This window comes from Nocardiopsis sp. M1B1 (genome assembly GCF_052466615.1).
Genome location: NZ_CP196194.1, coordinates 252,837 through 269,573 on the forward strand (window position 1 = coordinate 252,837; position 16,737 = coordinate 269,573).

At 71.9% G+C, this 16,737-nt stretch carries 17 protein-coding genes; 8 read left to right on the forward strand and 9 right to left on the reverse strand.

Annotation, left to right across the window (positions count from 1 at the left end):
• Positions 1 to 25: 25 nt before the first annotated feature.
• Positions 26 to 433 carry a VOC family protein gene (locus tag ACSTA4_RS01130; protein ID WP_248773055.1) on the reverse strand — a complete coding sequence of 136 codons (408 nt, stop codon included), beginning with the start codon at positions 431 to 433 and terminating at the stop codon, positions 26 to 28.
• Positions 434 to 753: 320 nt separating this feature from the next.
• On the opposite strand from ACSTA4_RS01130, the gene ACSTA4_RS01135 reads away from it, so the two are divergent.
• The 3 genes from ACSTA4_RS01135 (at position 754) to ACSTA4_RS01145 (ending at position 2,271) form a co-directional block, all read left to right on the forward strand.
• On the forward strand, positions 754 to 1,032 hold the full coding sequence (locus ACSTA4_RS01135; RefSeq protein ID WP_444962126.1) for a helix-turn-helix transcriptional regulator: 279 nt from the start codon (positions 754 to 756) through the stop codon (positions 1,030 to 1,032).
• 25 nt (positions 1,033 to 1,057) lie between these two features.
• Positions 1,058 to 1,609 (forward strand): hypothetical protein, encoded by a 552-nt coding sequence (locus ACSTA4_RS01140; RefSeq protein WP_444962127.1) that lies wholly within the window; start codon positions 1,058 to 1,060, stop codon positions 1,607 to 1,609.
• 68 nt (positions 1,610 to 1,677) lie between these two features.
• The gene (locus ACSTA4_RS01145) at positions 1,678 to 2,271 is read left to right on the forward strand and encodes a hypothetical protein (protein WP_444962128.1); all 594 of its coding nucleotides are present in this window, start codon (positions 1,678 to 1,680) and stop codon (positions 2,269 to 2,271) included.
• Here ACSTA4_RS01145 and ACSTA4_RS01150 read toward each other — a convergent pair whose 3' ends face one another.
• Positions 2,272 to 2,934 (reverse strand): class II aldolase/adducin family protein, encoded by a 663-nt coding sequence (locus ACSTA4_RS01150; RefSeq protein WP_444962129.1) that lies wholly within the window; start codon positions 2,932 to 2,934, stop codon positions 2,272 to 2,274.
• A gap of 331 nt (positions 2,935 to 3,265) precedes the next feature.
• On the opposite strand from ACSTA4_RS01150, the gene ACSTA4_RS01155 reads away from it, so the two are divergent.
• From ACSTA4_RS01155 to ACSTA4_RS01170, 4 genes are all read left to right on the forward strand, one after another.
• On the forward strand, positions 3,266 to 4,792 hold the full coding sequence (locus ACSTA4_RS01155; protein ID WP_416027448.1) for an aldehyde dehydrogenase family protein: 1,527 nt from the start codon (positions 3,266 to 3,268) through the stop codon (positions 4,790 to 4,792).
• A gap of 29 nt (positions 4,793 to 4,821) precedes the next feature.
• Positions 4,822 to 6,399: a GMC family oxidoreductase gene (locus ACSTA4_RS01160; protein ID WP_444962130.1), complete on the forward strand. Its 1,578-nt coding sequence runs from the start codon at positions 4,822 to 4,824 to the stop codon at positions 6,397 to 6,399.
• A gap of 123 nt (positions 6,400 to 6,522) precedes the next feature.
• Entirely contained in the window at positions 6,523 to 6,645 is a 123-nt protein-coding gene (locus ACSTA4_RS01165) for a hypothetical protein (protein WP_444962131.1), read from the forward strand.
• A gap of 146 nt (positions 6,646 to 6,791) precedes the next feature.
• Positions 6,792 to 8,696: an endonuclease/exonuclease/phosphatase family protein gene (locus tag ACSTA4_RS01170; RefSeq protein WP_444962132.1), complete on the forward strand. Its 1,905-nt coding sequence runs from the start codon at positions 6,792 to 6,794 to the stop codon at positions 8,694 to 8,696.
• A gap of 3 nt (positions 8,697 to 8,699) precedes the next feature.
• On the opposite strand, the gene ACSTA4_RS01175 is transcribed toward ACSTA4_RS01170, so the two are convergent.
• The 6 genes from ACSTA4_RS01175 to purS all read right to left on the reverse strand — a co-directional run bounded on the left by ACSTA4_RS01175 (position 8,700) and on the right by purS (position 14,202).
• Positions 8,700 to 8,939: a hypothetical protein gene (locus ACSTA4_RS01175; RefSeq protein ID WP_248773064.1), complete on the reverse strand. Its 240-nt coding sequence runs from the start codon at positions 8,937 to 8,939 to the stop codon at positions 8,700 to 8,702.
• 298 nt (positions 8,940 to 9,237) lie between these two features.
• Complete coding sequence (purL, locus tag ACSTA4_RS01180) at positions 9,238 to 11,532, reverse strand: phosphoribosylformylglycinamidine synthase subunit PurL (RefSeq protein WP_444962133.1); 2,295 nt, start codon at positions 11,530 to 11,532, stop codon at positions 9,238 to 9,240.
• Positions 11,533 to 11,603: 71 nt separating this feature from the next.
• Positions 11,604 to 12,125, reverse strand: a complete 522-nt coding sequence (locus ACSTA4_RS01185) for a hypothetical protein (RefSeq protein WP_444962134.1) — start codon at positions 12,123 to 12,125, stop codon at positions 11,604 to 11,606.
• Between the two features lie 28 nt (positions 12,126 to 12,153).
• Positions 12,154 to 12,849, reverse strand: a complete 696-nt coding sequence (purQ, locus tag ACSTA4_RS01190; RefSeq protein ID WP_444962135.1) for a phosphoribosylformylglycinamidine synthase subunit PurQ — start codon at positions 12,847 to 12,849, stop codon at positions 12,154 to 12,156.
• 384 nt (positions 12,850 to 13,233) lie between these two features.
• Entirely contained in the window at positions 13,234 to 13,713 is a 480-nt protein-coding gene (locus ACSTA4_RS01195; RefSeq protein ID WP_248773068.1) for an ATP-binding protein, read from the reverse strand.
• 243 nt (positions 13,714 to 13,956) lie between these two features.
• Entirely contained in the window at positions 13,957 to 14,202 is a 246-nt protein-coding gene (purS, locus tag ACSTA4_RS01200) for a phosphoribosylformylglycinamidine synthase subunit PurS (RefSeq protein WP_444962136.1), read from the reverse strand.
• Between the two features lie 281 nt (positions 14,203 to 14,483).
• Between purS and ACSTA4_RS01205 the strand changes: the two genes are divergently transcribed.
• Positions 14,484 to 15,119 (forward strand): sigma-70 family RNA polymerase sigma factor, encoded by a 636-nt coding sequence (locus ACSTA4_RS01205; protein ID WP_444962137.1) that lies wholly within the window; start codon positions 14,484 to 14,486, stop codon positions 15,117 to 15,119.
• A 116-nt stretch (positions 15,120 to 15,235) separates the two neighbouring features.
• Here ACSTA4_RS01205 and ACSTA4_RS01210 read toward each other — a convergent pair whose 3' ends face one another.
• Positions 15,236 to 16,282 (reverse strand): lysostaphin resistance A-like protein, encoded by a 1,047-nt coding sequence (locus ACSTA4_RS01210; protein ID WP_444962138.1) that lies wholly within the window; start codon positions 16,280 to 16,282, stop codon positions 15,236 to 15,238.
• Positions 16,283 to 16,737 lie beyond the last annotated feature (455 nt).

A 16,737-nucleotide genomic window follows, 5' to 3' on the forward strand; every position in this document is an offset into this window, starting at 1 on the left:
GGGGAGCCCGTCCGGGGAGGCGGGATCAGACCTCCGCCACGGGGATCAGCGGGCTGTTGATCTCCAGCAGGTAGCCGTCGGGGTCGCGGAAGTGCGCCGCGCGGATGCCCCAGGCGGTCCAGTCACGCGGCTCCATCACCTGCCGGGCGCCGTCCGAGACCAGTCTGGCGGCCGTGGCGTCGACGTCGTCCACCTCGAAGATCACCGCGAACCGGTCCTGGTTCGGCAGCGCCGGGTCGGCGGTGTCGGTCTCCAGGGCCTCCGCCATCACCTCGCGCTGGTTGATCGCCAGCCGAGTCCCCGACTCGACGTCGAACTCCGCGTAGCGGCTGCCCTCGTCCCCGCGCAGCACGGGGAGCTTGAGCACCTCGGAGTAGAAGCGGAAGCAGGCCTCGTAGTCGTTGACGAGGAGCCTGATGTAGCTGCAGCGCATGGGGTCTCCTGCCGTTCGGCGTCGTTGTCGGCACCATTGTCCCGTTCCGGGAGCCGCGTGGGGGGTTGTCCACACCCGTTTTTCCTCTTCCCCGGCACCGTGTTCGAAACGCGTTCTCCGCGTCGCGGCTCGGCTCCCCGCTCGGGGGCGGTCCACCGCGTTCCGTGGTCCGCCTTCGACCCCGCCCTGTATCCCCTGTTATTCAGGATGTAGTATATGTACTATCAATAGCAGCAGGAGGATGACGGAACGGAGGATCGATGTGATGAGTGCGGATGCCCGGTCGGGCGCCGAGGCGGTCCGGGAGAGGGCGGTGCGGAGTGTCCGCTGAGAGCGGCGGGGCGGCCGGCCGCCGCCCCAGGGCCGCGGCCGGAGGCGGCGAGGCCGTCTACAACCGGATCGCGATGCTGCGGGCGGAGCGCGGCGTGTCCCGCCGCCAACTGGCCGAGGCGCTGGGCGTGCACTACCAGACGGTCGGCTACCTGGAACGGGGCGAGTACAGCCCCAGCCTCCACCTCGCGCTGCGCGTCGCGCGCTACTTCGAGGTTCCGGTGGAGGTCGTCTTCTCCACCGAGCCCTTCCCCCGCATCGGTCAGTAGCCCCCCAACCCGAGGAGAAACCCGCATGTTCGTCAGCAAGCCCGGTTCGCAGAAGCAGGAGCGGCTGCGCGCCTACATCGAGAACCCGCGCCGTCGCCGTTTCTGGGCCGCGCGGTCCCGCCGCCGCCTGACGGTGGCCGTGTTCACCCTCGTCACCGTGCTGGCCGCGGCGTCCTTCGCTGTTGGGCTCATGGGCGAGGTGTCCGGGTCTTACGTGCCGTTGACGCTCTACGGCCTGCTGCTGGTGGGTTCGGCCCTGCTCGCCACGCACGTCAACGTCGCCGTGCGCTGGGTGGGCGGTTACGAGGGGCTGGACGAGTTCCAGCGCGCCGAGATGGACCACGCCGCCCGTGTGGGACACAACGTGACCATGGTCCTCCTCTGTGTCCTGCTCGTGGTGGGCGGTGTCTTCGGCAGCTGGGTCAGCAACCTGGAGCTGAGCGCACGGCTCCTCATGGCCGTCCTCGTGCCACTGGTGGTCCTCACGACCATGTGCCACGCGGCCTTCCCGGCCTGCTACCTGGCCTGGACCCGCCCCGACGAGGTGCTCGACGACACGGACGACGAGGAGGTCTGACGGCCGGGGATCGCGGAGAACCCCTGAGCCCTTCCCCGTATCGGTCAGTGACCCGAAGGAGACCCCCGATGTTCCTGTCCAACATCCTCCCGAAGCTGCGCTCCACCCAGATCCGGGAGGACCGTGAACGCGCCGCCCGGCTGAGCGCGGAGAACCCGGGGCGCCGCGGGTTCGAGGAGAAACCGAAGCTCCGCAGGCTCCGGGCCTCGCGGTCCCGGCGACGAAACCACACGGTCCTGCTCGTGTTGGTCTTTCTGGCCGCCACGGTGCTCCTGACCGCCGCCCTGTTCCAGCCCGGCACGACGCTGACGATGACCGTGCTGCTGCCCGCCTTCCTCGTGCTCCTCGTCGCGGCGGTGGTGGTCAACACGCGACTGAGCCGGGCCACTGGGGTGAGGGCCGGTTACCGCAACATGGACGAGCGCCAGCGCGCCGAGCTGGACCGGGCCACCCGGACCGGGCACGGGGTGACGTCGGCGCTCATCCTCGCAGCGTTCCTCGCGGTCGCTGTACTGGAGGGGCCAACGCCCGATCACCTGTACTTCCCGGAGGAGCTGTTCCTGCCCGTGCTGTGGGTGATCTACATGGCCCACGTCGCGGTTCCCACCCTGTACCTGGCCTGGACGCAGCCGGACGAGATTCCTGACGACGACGAGGTCTGATCAGAGGATGTCCGGGCCCGCCCAGCCGTAGGTGTCGCGCTCGCGGACCCGGGCCAGCTCGTCCTCGGACAGCACACGGGGCTCGCCGAGCTGGCGGGCCCTCAAGTACGCGCCGCTGAGCCAGTCGAGCAGCCGCAGGTTCTCCAGCGCGTGCCCCAGGTCGCGGCCCAGGGCGAGGCCGCCGTGGTCGGCGAGCAGCGCGGCGTCGCGGCCCTTGAGCGCTTTGACGGCGTGGTCGGCGATCTCGCCGGTGCCGTAGGTGGTGTACGGGGTGACGGCGACCGCCCCGCCCAGACCGGCGGCGCGGTGGTGGATGGCGGGCAGCTCGGCCAGGACCGAGGACACCGCGACGGTGTCGGTCGTGAACGCGTTGACCACGGCGGTGACGTCGCGGTCGTGCTCGGCGGACAGGCGGTGCACGGCCATGTGCAGGGTGGCCTCGGCGGCGGGGTCGCGCCTCCCCTCCAGCACGCGGTCGTCGAGCGACATCACCGGGCAGTCGGCGGGCTGGATCTGGTCGAGGCGGACGCCGTGGGGCGTGACGACCACCAGGTCGCCGCTGCGGACGCTGACGGTCCCCGACTCGCCGGGCGCGGTGTCCGGGTCCGCAGCGAGGGCGCGGGCGGTCAGGCAGACGTCACGGCGTTCCTGTTCCAACAGCATGGGCGGTTCCTCAAGGGGTGCGCGGTGGGCGCGGTCCGTGCCGCGGGGGCTCGGGAGTCCGGACGAACCCGCTTAGGTATGCCTCAACTAAGGGCACACCTCAATGTACGTCAAACTCTCGTCCCCGTCTTCCCCAGGCGCGGGTGTTCCGCCGCTCCCCCGATCGTCACCCCGAGTAGTTGTTGGCCCGGGTGTGACGCGGGCCGGACCACGGGCGACCCCGCTGGTCGGGTCGTTCGCGCAGATCAGTCCGGTCTCCAAGGCGGACATGGCGGAAGATTCGGATGAGACGAGGCTGTTTGTGACTAACGATCCGGGGCAAACCGGACCCGTGAACGAGCTCTACGTAACCCTTCCGTCCGTGCCTTACCTGGCGGAACCGGGGTCGGCGACGGCCACCAGCCTCTACATCGACGGCCGGTGGCGGGCGGCCGGCAACGGCCGGGTGCGGGAGATCCTGAACCCCGCCGACGCCTCCGTCCTGACCATCGTCAGCGAGGGCGGAAGGGCCGACTCCGAGGAGGCCATCGCCGCGGCCCGCCGCGCCTTCGACGGCGGGGAGTGGCCCCGCACCCCCGCCGGGGAGCGCGGACGCGTCCTCGACCGCATCGCGGACCTGCTCCAGCGCGACCGCGAGGAGATCGCGGTCATGGAGTCCCTCGACACCGGCAAGACCATCGAGGAGGGCGGGATCGACGTCGACGACGTCACCGGCGTCTTCCGCTACTACGCCGGTCTCGCCGACAAGGACGCGGGCCGCCTCGTCTCCGCGCCCGAGGGCGTGCACAGCAAGGTGGTCTACGAGCCCGTCGGCGTCTGCGGCATGATCACGCCCTGGAACTACCCGCTGCTCCAGCTCGCCTGGAAGATGGCCCCGGCCCTGGCCGCGGGCAACACCATGGTGGTCAAGCCCAGCGAGATCACGCCGGTCACCACCGCCAAGCTGGTCGAGCTCACCACCGAGGCGGGGGTCCCGGCGGGCGTGGTCAACCTGGTCACGGGCAGCGGGCCCGACGCGGGCGCCCCGCTGTCCGAGCACCCCGACGTGGACCTGGTCTCCTTCACCGGCGGTCTGGCCACCGGCAGGCGGATCATGGCGGCGGCCTCCGAGACGGTCAAGAAGATCGCCCTGGAACTCGGCGGCAAGAACCCCAACATCATCTTCCCGGACGTGGACCTGGACACCGCCGTGGACTACGCGCTCAGCGCCGCGTTCTTCCACTCCGGACAGGTCTGCTCGGCCGGGGCCCGCCTCATCGTGCACAACGACGTCCACGACGCCTTCACCACCGAACTCGCCCGCCGCGCCGAGGCCATCCGCATCGGCCGCGGCCAGGACGAGGGTGTGCGCTGCGGCCCGCTGGTGTCAGCCGAGCACCGCGCCAAGGTGGAGGCCGCGGTCGCGCGCGGAGTCGAGGAGGGCGCCCGGATCATCGCCGGGGGCAGGCGGCCCGACGACCCGGACCTCGCGCAGGGCTACTTCTACCGGCCCACCGTGTTCGTGGACTGCGACCGCGCCATGGACATCGTCCAGACCGAGGTGTTCGGCCCGGTCGTGACCGTGGAGCGCTTCGAGACCGAGCAGCAGGCCGTCGAGCTGGGCAACGACACCGACTACGGCCTCTCCGGCGGCGTGTGGACCGACGACACCGCCCGCGGGGAGCGCGTCGCGGCGGCCCTGCGCCACGGCACCGTCTGGATCAACGACTACGGCCCCTACTTCCCCGGCGCCGAGTGGGGCGGCTACGGCCGCAGCGGGATCGGCCGCGAACTCGGGCTCGCGGGCCTGGACGAGTACCGCGAGGCCAAGCACGTCTACCGCAACCTTTCCCCCGAACCGCAGCGCTGGTTCGGCTGACGGTGACGAGCGACGAGAGGAACCGGACCGTGAACCCGACCGAGAGCACCTATGACTACGTGATCGTGGGAGGCGGCACCGCCGGATCGGTGATCGCCAACCGGCTCACCGAGGACCCCGGCACCACCGTGTGTTTGGTCGAGGGCGGTCCCGACGACCGCGGCCTGGAGCACGTCCTGCGCCTGCGCGACTGGCTGAGCGTTCTGGACGGGGAACTCGACTACGGCTACACCACCGTCGAGCAGCCGCGCGGCAACTCCCACATCCTGCACTCGCGGGCCCGCGTGCTCGGCGGGTGCTCCTCGCACAACACGCTCATCAGCTTCCGGCCGTTCGCCGAGGACCTCGACGACTGGGTCGCGGCGGGCGCCGAGGGCTGGGACAACGCCACCGTGCAGTCCTACGCGGACCGGATCAAGTGCAACATCGTCCCGGTCGCCGAGAAGGACCGCAACACCATGGTCAAGGACTGGGTGGCCTCGGCGGCCGAGGCGGCCGGCGTCCCGGTGGTGGAGGACTTCAACGCCCTGACCTCGCACGGAGGCGGCTTCGCGTGCGGGGCGGGTTTCCTGTCCATCGCCTACGACCCCTACACCGGCCACCGCTCCTCGGCCTCGGTGGCCTACCTCCACCCGATCATGGACGTGCGCGACAACCTCACCGTCATGCTGGAGACCTGGGTGGACCGGCTGCTGTTCGACGGCGACCGCGCCACGGGGGTCAGCGCCACGGCCGCGGACGGCACGCGCACCACCGTCAGCGCCCGCCGCGAGGTGATCCTGTGCGCGGGGGCGGTCGACTCGCCCCGGCTGCTCATGCTCTCGGGGGTCGGCAACGCCGGGGAACTGCGAGAGGTGGGCGTCGAGCCCCGCCACGACCTGCCCGGCGTCGGCGAGAACCTGCTCGACCACCCCGAGTCGATCATCATGTGGGAGACCAGCAGGCCGGTCCCGACGAACACGGTGATGCACTCCGACGCGGGCCTGTTCGTGCGGCGCGACGACTCCGACCCGCGCCCGGACCTGATGTTCCACATCTACCAGGTCCCCTTCGACGACAACACGAAGCGGCTGGGCTACGAGTCCCCGCCCGACGGATACGCGGTCTGCATGACGCCGAACATCCCCCGCGCGCGCTCGCGCGGCAAACTCCGCCTCACCAGCGGTGACCCCCGTGAGAAGCCCGCGCTGGACTTCCGGTACTTCACCGACCCCGAGGGCTACGACGAGAGGACGATCGTGGACGGCCTCAGGATCGCCCGCGAGGTCGCCGCCACCGAGCCGTTCCGGTCCTGGATCACTCGGGAGGTCGCCCCCGGCCCCGGTGTGCGGAGCGACGAGGAGCTGTCCGAGTACGGCCGCCGCGCCGCCCACACCGTCTACCACCCGGCGGGCACCTGCCGGATGGGCGCCGCCGACGACGACGGCGCCGTGGTCGACCCGCGCCTGCGCGTGCGCGGGCTGCGCGGCCTGCGGGTGGCCGACGCGTCGGTGTTCCCCACGCTGCCGACGCCCAACCCCATGGTCATGGTCCTGGCCCTGGGCGAGCGCGCCGCCGACCTCATCCGCCAGGACGCCCTGGCCGGGGAGGACCCCGCGGGCCGCTGAGCAGGCCGAGCGGAGCGGCCGGGGCAGGGGAGGACCCCCGCCCCGGCCGCTCCGCCGTGGTTCCACGATCCGACGGCCCGCAGGATCGGCAAGCTCCTGGGCATCTCCGGCACGGGCGACATCGTGGACGCCATGGTGGTCCTGGTCGCCATGGAGACGGGGGCGACGGTCCTCACCTCCGACCCGGTGGACATCGGCAAGACCGCCGAGGCCGTGAAGGCACGGATCCCCCTGGTCACCGTCTGAGCAGCCGGTGAGCCGCTCCGCGCCGGGGACGGGGCCCGTGCCCCCGCCCCCGGCGGCACTTCCGGGAACCGGTACCGCTTGACCCCCTTGCCACGGCGGGCGCGGAACATGAGAATTCCTCGTGTCCACCGAGGAAGCGGAGGGCCATGCGCCGGGACCTGCTCGCCGCCGCCGTCGGGACCGTGCTGCTCCTGGACGCCCTCCGGGTGTTCCTGCCGTCCCTGATCACCGTGTTCGGTCAGGCCGGGACGACCGATCCCGCGCCGATGGGCGCGTTCGCGCTCGCCTGGTTCCTGGCCCCGTTCCCCTTCGTCCCCCTCGCCCGCCGGATCCCTCCCACGGCCCTGGCGGGCGCCGCCGCCGTGGTGATGGCGGCGGGGCGTCTGGCGCTCCAGGCCACCGAGGGCGGCGACCCGCAGCTGTACGTCTCCGCGGCCACGGTCGGCGCGGGAACCGTGTGGCTGGTGTGCACCGCGACGGCGTCCGCCGTCGACGGACGCCTGCGCGGACGCGAGGTGGTGACCGGGGTCGTGGCCGCGATCGCGGCCACCGCGGTCGTACGCTCCCTCTTCGGCGTGATCGACCTCGTGTGGTGGCCGACACCCCTGGCGTGGGCGCCGGTCACCGCGGAGGTCGGGTTCCTCCTGCTCCTGCTGCTCAACGTCCGGGACACCGCCCCGGAGCCTGCCCGTCCCGTGCCGCCCCGGGCATGGCTGGTGCTGGGGCCCCTGTTCTTCCTCACCGGCCTGTACACCGCCAATCCGGCGGTGGGCCAGACCCTCGCGGGGTCACCGCTGGGCGCCGCGGCCGTCGCCACGGGCGCCGTGCTGTCGGTGGGCCTCGTCCGGCGCCCGCTCCTTCTGGGCCGGAGCCGGTGGTCGGCCCCCGCCGTGCTCCTGGCCGCGCTGGCGTGGCTGGCGTGGGCCTCCTCGGACGGTGCGTCCCCGGGGGCGGCGGCCCTGCCGTCCACGGCGGCGCTGGTCGCCGGTCAGCTCGCCCTGGCCGCCTGCGCGGGCCGGGCCGTGCTCGCCGGGCCCGAGCGGGCGTCGGCGGCGCGCAGCGGATTGGCCGCCGCGTCGGGCCTGCTGGCGTTCGTGGTACTGGTGTTCGCGTTCTACTCCGCCTACGACCTGTACGTGCCCAACGCGTACGTGCCCTTCCTCGCCGCGGTCCTGCTGCTGCCCGCCGTGTCCTCCCCGGTTCCGGAGACCGGTGGGCCTCCGCGCCCGCGCGCACTCGCGCTGACCGCGGGGGCGGCCGCGCTCACCCTGGCGGCCACCGCTCTCTGGCCCGGGTTCGCGGCCCGGGCGTTCGCGCCCGCGCCCGCGAGCGGGGCCGAGGGGCTGCGCGTGGCCGCCTACAACGTGCGGATGGGCTTCGGCATGGACGGCCGGTTCTCCGTCACCGAGCAGGCCGAGGCGCTGCGCCGCCTGGACGCCGACGTCGTCGTCCTCAGCGAGGTGGACCGGGGCTGGCTGCTCAACGGCGGCAACGACGGGCTGTCCCGGCTCGCGCTCGAACTCGGCATGGCCGCACACTGGGGACCGGCCGACGGGCCGCTGTGGGGCGACGCCGTGCTCACCTCCCTGCCGGTCACCCGCGAGCGGCGGCACCCGCTCACGCCGAGCGGCCCCACCGGCGCCCAGGCGCTGGAGGTGACCGTGGACCACGGCGGCACCGCGGTCACCGTGGTCTCCACCCACGTGCAGCCCGCCGATTACGACTTCCGCGCCGAGTCCTCCCGGCGCCAGCTGAGCGAGATCGCGGAGATCGCCCGCCGGGCGGGGGAGCGCGGAACGCCCGTCGTGGTGGCGGGGGACCTCAACATCGAACCGGACGACCCGGCGTGGGGCCTGCTCACCGAGCACGGACTGCTCGACGCGTTCCGGGACGCGCGTCCCTTCCCCACCCTGCCGGGGGAGACCGGCTCCGACCAGCAGATCGACCACGTTCTGCACACGGGCGACCTGGCGCCGAGCGATCCGGCCAACCCGGACGTGCCGCACTCCGACCACCGGCCGGTGGCCGTCACGCTGACCCCGGTCGCCTGACCGTCAGGGGGAGCGGTGCTCGTACCTGCGGCGCCTGGACACCCAGTACACGTTCACGCACGCGGCGACGAAGCCCGCGCCGAGCAGGACGACCAGCCAGACCTGGTCGGTCCACACGTACGCGGCGATCGCGCCGAACAGCAGTACCAGGGCGCCGAACACGGCCAGCACCGCACGGAAACCCAGGGCGCTCGCCGGACGCTCGTGGCTGCCCAGGGGACCCTTCAACCTGCCGCGTCGCATGACACGCGCTCCCTTCCGTCGCCGTACGCTCCCGGTTCCCGCGTGGGACCCGGTCTGCCGGTTCTTCCCGGTCCCCTACCCAGCCAGCGGCAACCACGCGGAAAACCTCCTCCGGGCGCCGTACACGAAGACGCGGGAGCGGCCACCGGTTCAGGGAGGGACGTCCTGGACCGTTACGTCTCCGCGCTGGGCGGGACCCTGGTGATCGTCGCCGACTTCGGTGACGAGCAGATGAGGGTCGGCTGAGACGACGCGGCGGGGACGCCCCGAAGGACGCCCCCGCCGAGAACGGTCAGTGTCACACGCCGTCCATCAGGGCGGGCAGGGCCGCCTCGTAGGAGGCGCGCAGGTCGGTCAGCGCGATCTCCACGGCGCCGCCGGGGTGGGTGACCGACAGGGCCTCGCCGCCCACGACGCCGATCTGCTCCACCGGAACGCCGTGCTCGTTGGCCAGCGCCACGAACGCCTCCTCCTCGCCCGGCCGCACCGCGACGACCGCGCGTGCGCCGGACTCGCTGAACAGGGCGGTGAACACGTCCCCGTCCACGGTCACCCGCACGCCCCGGCCGCCGCGCATCGCCGACTCGGCCAGCGCGACCGCCAGGCCGCCGTCGGACAGGTCGTGCGCGGCCTCGGCCAGGCCCCGCTCGGCGGAGGCGGCCAGCACCTCGCCCAGGGCGGCCTCGGCGGCCAGGTCCACCCGCGGCGGCAGCCCGCCCAGGTGGGCGTGGACCGTGTCGGCCCACGCCGAGCCGCCGAACTCCGGCCGGGTCTCGCCCAGCAGGAACACCCGGGCGCCGTCGGTCTCGAACGCCGTCCGCAGCCGGGTGCGCACGTCGTCGATCACGCCGAGCACACCGATCACCGGGGTCGGGTTGATCGCCACGTCACCGGTCTGGTTGTAGAAGCTCACGTTCCCGCCGGTCACCGGAGTGCCCAGCTGCTGGCAGGCGTCGGCCAGGCCGCGGGTGGACTCGGCGAACTGCCACATCACCCCGGGGTCCTCGGGCGAGCCGAAGTTGAGGCAGTTGGTCACCGCCAGCGGGCGCGCGCCCGTCGCGGCGACGTTGCGGTAGGCCTCGGCGTAGGCCAGCTGCGTGCCCGCGTACGGGTCCAGCCGGGTGAAGCGGCCGTTGCCGTCCGTGGACAGGGCCACGCCGCGCTGGGAGTCGTCGGAGACGCGGATCATCCCGGCGTCGTGCGGGGTGGAGACCACCGTGTCGCCGCGCACGTAGCTGTCGTACTGCTGGGTGACCCACGCCGGGTCGCCCACACCCGGGGCGCCCAGCACGCGCAGCACCTGCTCGCGCAGCTCTGCGTCGCCGGAGGGCCGGGGCAGCTTCCCGGCGTCGTCGGCCTGGAGCGAGTCCTGCGAGGCCGGGCGCGCGTACGGGCGCTGGTAGACGGGGCCCTCGTCGGAGGCGGTCCGCGGCGGCATGTCCACCACGGTCTCGCCGTGCCAGGTCATCACCAGGCGGCCGCCGCGCTCGGCCTCCTCGGGGGTCACGTCGGTGACCTCGCCGATCTCGGTGGCCAGGATCTGCCACTTGTCGCAGATGGCCAGGAACTCGTCCAGCTTCGCGGGCTCGACGATCGCCATCATGCGTTCCTGCGACTCGCTCATGAGGATCTCCTCGGGAGTGAGCCGGTGGTCGCGCAGCGGGACCCGGTCCAGCTGGACGCGCATGCCGCCGGTGCCGCCCGCCGCGAGCTCGGTGGTGGCGCAGGACACGCCCGCCGCCCCCAGGTCCTGGATGCCGACGACCAGGTCCTTCTCGAACAGCTCCAGGCTGCACTCGATGAGCAGCTTCTCCATGAACGGGTCGCCGACCTGCACGCTGGGCCGCTTGGCGTGCGACTCGTCGTCGAAGGTGGCGCTGGCCAGCACCGAGGCGCCGCCGATCCCGTCGGGGCCGGTGGTGGAGCCGAACAGCACCACCTTGTTGCCCGGGCCGGGCGCCTGCGCCAGCTTGATGTCCTCGTGCCGCATCACGCCGATGCACAGCGCGTTGACCAGCGGGTTGCCGATGTACCCGGCACCGAAGCCGATCTCACCGCCGATGTTGGGCAGCCCCAGGCAGTTGCCGTAGAAGGAGATGCCCGACACCACGCCGGGCAGCACCCGCTTGGTGTCGTCGGCGTCGGCCGGGCCGAACCGCAGCGCGTCCATCACCGCGACGGGGCGGGCGCCCATGGTGAGGATGTCGCGCACGATGCCGCCCACGCCGGTGGCCGCGCCCTGGTGCGGCTCCACGTAGGAGGGGTGGTTGTGCGACTCGATCTTGAACGTGACCGCGCGGCCGTCGCCGACGTCCACCACGCCCGCGTTCTCGCCCATGCCGACGAGCAGGGCGTCGTTCTCGGGCGCCTTCTCCCCGAACTGGCGCAGGTGCACCTTGGACGACTTGTAGGAGCAGTGCTCGCTCCACATGACCGAGTAGATGGCCAGCTCGGCGGAGGTGGGACGGCGGCCCAGGATCTCGCGTACCCGCTCGTACTCGTCCTTGGCCATGCCCAGTTCGGCGTACGGCTGGGGTGTGTCGGGGTTGTCGTGCGCCACGGCGACGGTGTCGAGACCAGGTGCTTCAGACATGCGTGGTTCCGTTCGGGATGTGCGGGTGGAAGCCGGGCCGTGGCGTCCGACCAACGGCGCGGAAGGTCGGGTCAGGGCGTTTGGGGCCCGCTCGCGTCGCCGAGCATCAGCGTCGCCGGGGACTCGGACTCGTCGTGGGCGGAGGTGTCGGCCAGCATGTGTTCGCCGTCGCTGAGGAAGACCTGCTCCGCGGGCGCTCCCTGGGGCTCCTGCTCCTCCCAGCCCCGGCTGAGGAGGTGGGAGACCACCGTGTCGACGGTCTCGCGCGAGTCCTCGGTCAGCTCACCGTCCTCGGTCATGACCATGACCAGCCGGACGCACTCGGTGCCCTCGCAGTAGACGTCGGCCTCCGGGTCGGAGACGTAGCTCAGACCGGAGGGCGCCTGGCCGAGCACGTCCACGTCCGGCGGCGGGTTCTGGGACGGGGCGCCGCCCCGGCCCCCGTCCTGCTGGCCCTGGGGAGGGGGCGGTGAGGCGACGGGCGCAGAGCCGATGGCGTTGAACAGGCCGATGCCCGCGGACACCACCAGTCCGACCACGACCAGCCCCACGAGGACGAACATCGTCCTTCTGGAGCGCAGCAGCCCCATCATCGGCCAACCCTCCAGTTCGGGATGCGACTCAGGCGTTCACCGGCGAACCGGCGGCCAGGTGGGCGAGGATCGAGGAGAAGAAGCCCAGGCCCTCGTCGGAGGGGCCGGTGAGCGCTTCGACGGCGTGCTCGGGGTGCGGCATGAGGCCGACGACGTTCCCGTGCTCGTTGGTGATCCCGGCGATGTCGCGTCGGGAGCCGTTGGGGTTGCCGCCGACGTAGCGGACCACGACGCGGCCGGTGGCCTCCAGCTCGTCCAGGGTGTGCTCGTCGGCGACGTAGCTGCCCTCACCGCTCTTGAGCACCACCAGGACCTCCTGGCCCTCGGTGTAGGCGCCGGTCCACGCGGTGCCGGCGTTCTCCACGCGCAGCACCTGGTCGCGGTTGACGAACCGCAGCGAGGAGTTGCGGGTCAGGGCTCCGGGCAGCAGGTGGCTCTCGCACAGGATCTGGAAGCCGTTGCAGATGCCCAGGACCGGCAGCGCGCCCGAACGGGCGGCCGGGACCAGCTCCGACATCAGGGGGGCGAACCGGGCGATGGCCCCGCAGCGCAGGTAGTCGCCGTAGGAGAAGCCGCCGGGCAGCACCACGGCGTCGACGCCCCTGAGATCGGCGTCCGCGTGCCAGAGCGAGACGGGTTCGGCGCCCGCCAGCGCGACGGCGCGCGCGGCGTCCTTGTCGTCGAGGGAGCCGGGGAAGGTGACGACGCCCACACGGGCTGTCATGAGCACACTCCGAGAGATCGGGTCGAGTCCGTCCCCGCGTGCACGGGGAGAGTGCGGCGAGGGAGACGCCGCTGCCTGGCCCCGTCCCTGGGGACGGTGCGTCCGCACTCCGCAGCGTACCCGCTCACCTGTGGTCGGGTACGACGGCGGAGCCCCTCGGGGGCCTTTTCCTTGGAGGAAGCTCCGAACTCCCGCGGTCACCCGCCGCGTTCCGGTGTGGCATTCCACAGGCGGAACCGGCGCTGCGGGCAGCGCCCTGTGTGATGCGTCACGGGGTGGCCCCCGCTCGCGGCGGGGCGGTGGACACGCGCGCCGTCGGCGCGGTCTCGGCCCTGGCCGCTGGCCGCCGCGTCCCGGGGCCGGGGGACACGCGGCTCGGCCTGCTCACATCAGGGCGTAGCGCTGGGCCGGCACCTGCTCGGCGGCGCTGTCCTCCGGCGGTCCGTCACAAGCCGTGAGCCGCTTGCGCAGCAGGACCGTCGTCCTTGGTTCCCCCTCGAAGGCGACCTCGTCCATGAGGTAGCGCATCAACAGAATGCCCCTGCCCGATTCCGCTTCCAGACCGGGGAGGGGCGTGTGGTCGGTGGTGAACCGCTCCGCGAGCGCCACGGGATCGGGCGCTCTCCCGGTATGGGATATCCGCAGTTCACACCATCGCCCGCCCATCTCCGCCTCGACCCTGTAGTCACGGGCCGGTCCGCCGTGGTCGATCGCGTTGGCACAGGCCTCGGAGACGGCCAGGAGGATGTCGTCGACGCAGTCCCGGCACACTCCCGCGCGAACGAGGAGGGTGCCCAGGACATCGCGTGCGACGGCGACCGTGTACGCCTGCCTAGGGAGGGAGATCGAGAAATCGGCGTCCATTCGTACACCTCTCGTGCTCCGTTGTCGTGTTCATCCCGGCATGTTAGGAACCTTCCCCGAGGGCGGACGGAGTAAAACGAACAGCCGCGTCCCCGGCGGGGGACACGGCCGTTCTCTCCGGCGCTTCAGGCACGTCGGACGCCGTGCGGACGAATTCCCGCGGATTTCTCCGCGGGTTTCCGGCGGCGGCGGATTCCGGGAGGGGCGCGGCGCGAGGAGTGCTCCGGATCACACGCTCGGAGGTCAGTCCTCCACGCGCACGCTGTACTCCTCGATGACGGTGTTGGCGAGGAGGGTCTCGGCCAGGCGGCGGACGTCGGCGAGCTTGGCCTCGTCCACCGCGCCCTCCACCTCGACCTCGAAGCGCTTGCCCTGGCGGACCTGCTCGATCCCCGCGAAGCCCAGCCGGGAGCAGGCCCCGGCGATGGCCTGGCCCTGGGGGTCCAGGATCTCGGGCTTGAGCATGACGTCAACAACGACGCGGGCCACAGGGTCCTCCACAAGGAAAAGGGGTGTGCCGCACGTGCCTGCGGCGGGCGGGCCGCCTCCCCGGACCGGCGGGGAGGGGAACGTCGCAAGCGTACGGCACGCGCAAACGGGTAGGCATCCTGACCAGGAGGCGCGCCGGGCCTTTACCTCACGTTGGACAGTGCAGGTGACTGTTTCGGGGGTCCCGTGACTCGTATCACGCGGATTGATGTCATCATTGGAGGCCTTCGGCGGCGTCTTACAGAGTGGAAGTGACCGTCCGGTCGTCCTGAGGGGGAATCTTGACGACTATCGAAATGGACCAGGCCTCCACGACCGGTGAGACCCGCGACGGGGAGCAGACGCTGGACTTCGCCACCGCGGTGACACCGTTCGCCGACCAGCTCTACCCCACGGCCCTGCGGATGACCCGCAACCCCGCCGACGCGGAGGACCTCGTGCAGGAGACCTTCGCCAAGGCCTTCGCGAATTTCCACCAGTTCCGCGCGGGTACGAACCTGCGAGCCTGGCTTTACCGGATCCTGACCAACACCTTCATCAACAGCTACCGCAAGAAGCAGCGCGAACCGCGCCAGGAGACCACCGACGAGATCAAGGACTGGCAGCTCGCCGCCGCCGAGGCGCACACGTCGTCCGGCATGAGGTCGGCCGAGAACGAGGTCCTGGACCACCTGCCCGACTCCGACATCAAGCAGGCGCTCGCCCGTCTGCCCGAGGAGTTCCAGGAGGTCATCTACCTCGTCGACATCGAGGGCTACGCCTACAAGGAGGTGGCCGATCGGATGGGGACGCCCCTGGGGACGGTGATGTCCCGGCTGCACCGCGCCCGCCGCCAGCTCCGCGAGATGCTCGCCGACTACGCCCGCGACCGCGGCATGAGGGTCCCCGCCTCCAGGGCGCACGCCGCCGCCGGGTAACCGGCCGCGAAGGGCCCGCCCCCCCGAACCCGGAGAGCGGGTGCGCCCCGGGTCCGACGCTCCCGTCCGGTACCCGAGCCGGGCCCGTGGACAGGGCCCGCCTTCCCCCTGACCGATCACGCGTTCCGTTCCGCCGGGGTCGGGGCCGACTCCACGGGGGTCGCCTCCGGTCCCGTCCTTCGCGTGCGCAGCCACACCACGGCCGTGACCGCGACGAGGAGGACGCAGGGCACGAGCATGACGGGCGACCCGGCGCCCATCGACCGGTCCATCCCCTCCATGACGTCGGTGCGCGTGATGACGGTGATGAGGAAGGCGAGCGTGTTGTTGACCGCGTGGATGACCACGGCGATCTCCAGACCGCCCGTGCGCCACGTGACGAGAGCGAGGGTGACGCCCATCGTGAAGTAGTACAGGTTGAGCCACGGGTCGAAGGCCAGGTGGGCCAGCATGAACAGCAGACTCGACACGAGGACGCCGAGGACGAGGCCGGTGCGCGCGCTCCGGCCCCAGCTCGCGGCGACACGGAAGACGAGCCCGCGGAAACCGTACTCCTCACCGGCCGACTGCAAGGGCGCCAGCAGCAGGATGACGGCGAACATGGCGATGAGGTCGGTGAACAGCCAGGATGTCTCGGGATAGGGCGTGAAGACCGAGAACACGGCCAGATAGACCGTCCAGACGGGCAGGATCACCAGGAGGGTCCGCCCGAACACGTCGGCCCGGAAGAGCGACCGCACCGAGTGCAGCGAGGCGCCCCGCACACCGTAGAGCCACCGTTGGATGAGCATGCTCCACGGCAGCAGCAGGGCGAGCCCGAGCAGGGCGGAGGCCTGGGCGACGGGGGTGAACTCGTCCCCGCCCAGCATCACGCTGGAGCGGCCGAGCGCCAGGTCGACGAACGCGCCGAGGAGCCCGGCGGCGAAGGAGAAGACCAGCATCCCGCCGACGAAGAGGACGAGGGCGGCGATGCCGCGCCAGACGCGCCGCTTCTCGTGGGCGAGGACGCGGTGGTAGGGCACACCCGGCGGGACCGGGCGGGGGCCGCGCCGCCTCTTGGTCCCGGGAGGCGGGTTGGTCCCGGGTGGCGGGTACTCGGCGCCCGGGGCCGGGGGAGCCGTCCGGGTCGGCTGTGCGGAGGGGTGTTCGTCGTCGCGGTCCATGTTCCGAACCTACGTTTCGGCGGACGACGCGCAGTAGTACCGCCGATCATCCGGTTCTTCCGCGTTTCACAGCGATCGTCGCATGACGGATGTCATGCGGGCGGGTCCGGAGGGGCCGCGGAACGACGACTCCCCGACGGTGCCGGAGAGCCGGATGCGTGGTTCCCCGCGTCCGGGGCGGCCGGTCTCCGGCGTGTCGCGGCCACGCTCTCGAAAAGTCGTTGGAAACCCTTGTAAGTGCTAGGAAGCCCTGGTAATCGCCCTGGTCGTCGATCGGGGATCATGGGGCCCGCAGCTGAAAAGGTGACGCTGAGGGCTTGCGCTCTCCATGGTGAGGTCTGTCACGATATGGAGAGGGCTGTCCAACTCCCGCCCACCACCCCGGGTGGGACGAGGACCGTGATTCGGCCGATCAGCGTTCACCCACGCGAATTCGGCCCCGAGAACCCGAGGGA

Excerpts from the sequence above, each read along its gene's own strand:
- ACSTA4_RS01130 (WP_248773055.1), bottom strand. The coding sequence starts at position 433 with ATGCGCTGCAGCTACATCAGGCTCCTCGTCAACGACTACGAGGCCTGC.
- ACSTA4_RS01140 (WP_444962127.1), top strand. The coding sequence starts at position 1,058 with ATGTTCGTCAGCAAGCCCGGTTCGCAGAAGCAGGAGCGGCTGCGCGCC.
- ACSTA4_RS01145 (WP_444962128.1), top strand. The coding sequence starts at position 1,678 with ATGTTCCTGTCCAACATCCTCCCGAAGCTGCGCTCCACCCAGATCCGG.
- ACSTA4_RS01150 (WP_444962129.1), bottom strand. The coding sequence starts at position 2,934 with ATGCTGTTGGAACAGGAACGCCGTGACGTCTGCCTGACCGCCCGCGCC.
- ACSTA4_RS01170 (WP_444962132.1), top strand. The coding sequence starts at position 6,792 with ATGCGCCGGGACCTGCTCGCCGCCGCCGTCGGGACCGTGCTGCTCCTG.
- ACSTA4_RS01175 (WP_248773064.1), bottom strand. The coding sequence starts at position 8,939 with ATGCGACGCGGCAGGTTGAAGGGTCCCCTGGGCAGCCACGAGCGTCCG.
- purL (WP_444962133.1), bottom strand. The coding sequence starts at position 11,532 with ATGTCTGAAGCACCTGGTCTCGACACCGTCGCCGTGGCGCACGACAAC.
- ACSTA4_RS01185 (WP_444962134.1), bottom strand. The coding sequence starts at position 12,125 with ATGATGGGGCTGCTGCGCTCCAGAAGGACGATGTTCGTCCTCGTGGGG.
- purQ (WP_444962135.1), bottom strand. The coding sequence starts at position 12,849 with ATGACAGCCCGTGTGGGCGTCGTCACCTTCCCCGGCTCCCTCGACGAC.
- ACSTA4_RS01195 (WP_248773068.1), bottom strand. The coding sequence starts at position 13,713 with ATGGACGCCGATTTCTCGATCTCCCTCCCTAGGCAGGCGTACACGGTC.
- ACSTA4_RS01210 (WP_444962138.1), bottom strand. The coding sequence starts at position 16,282 with ATGGACCGCGACGACGAACACCCCTCCGCACAGCCGACCCGGACGGCT.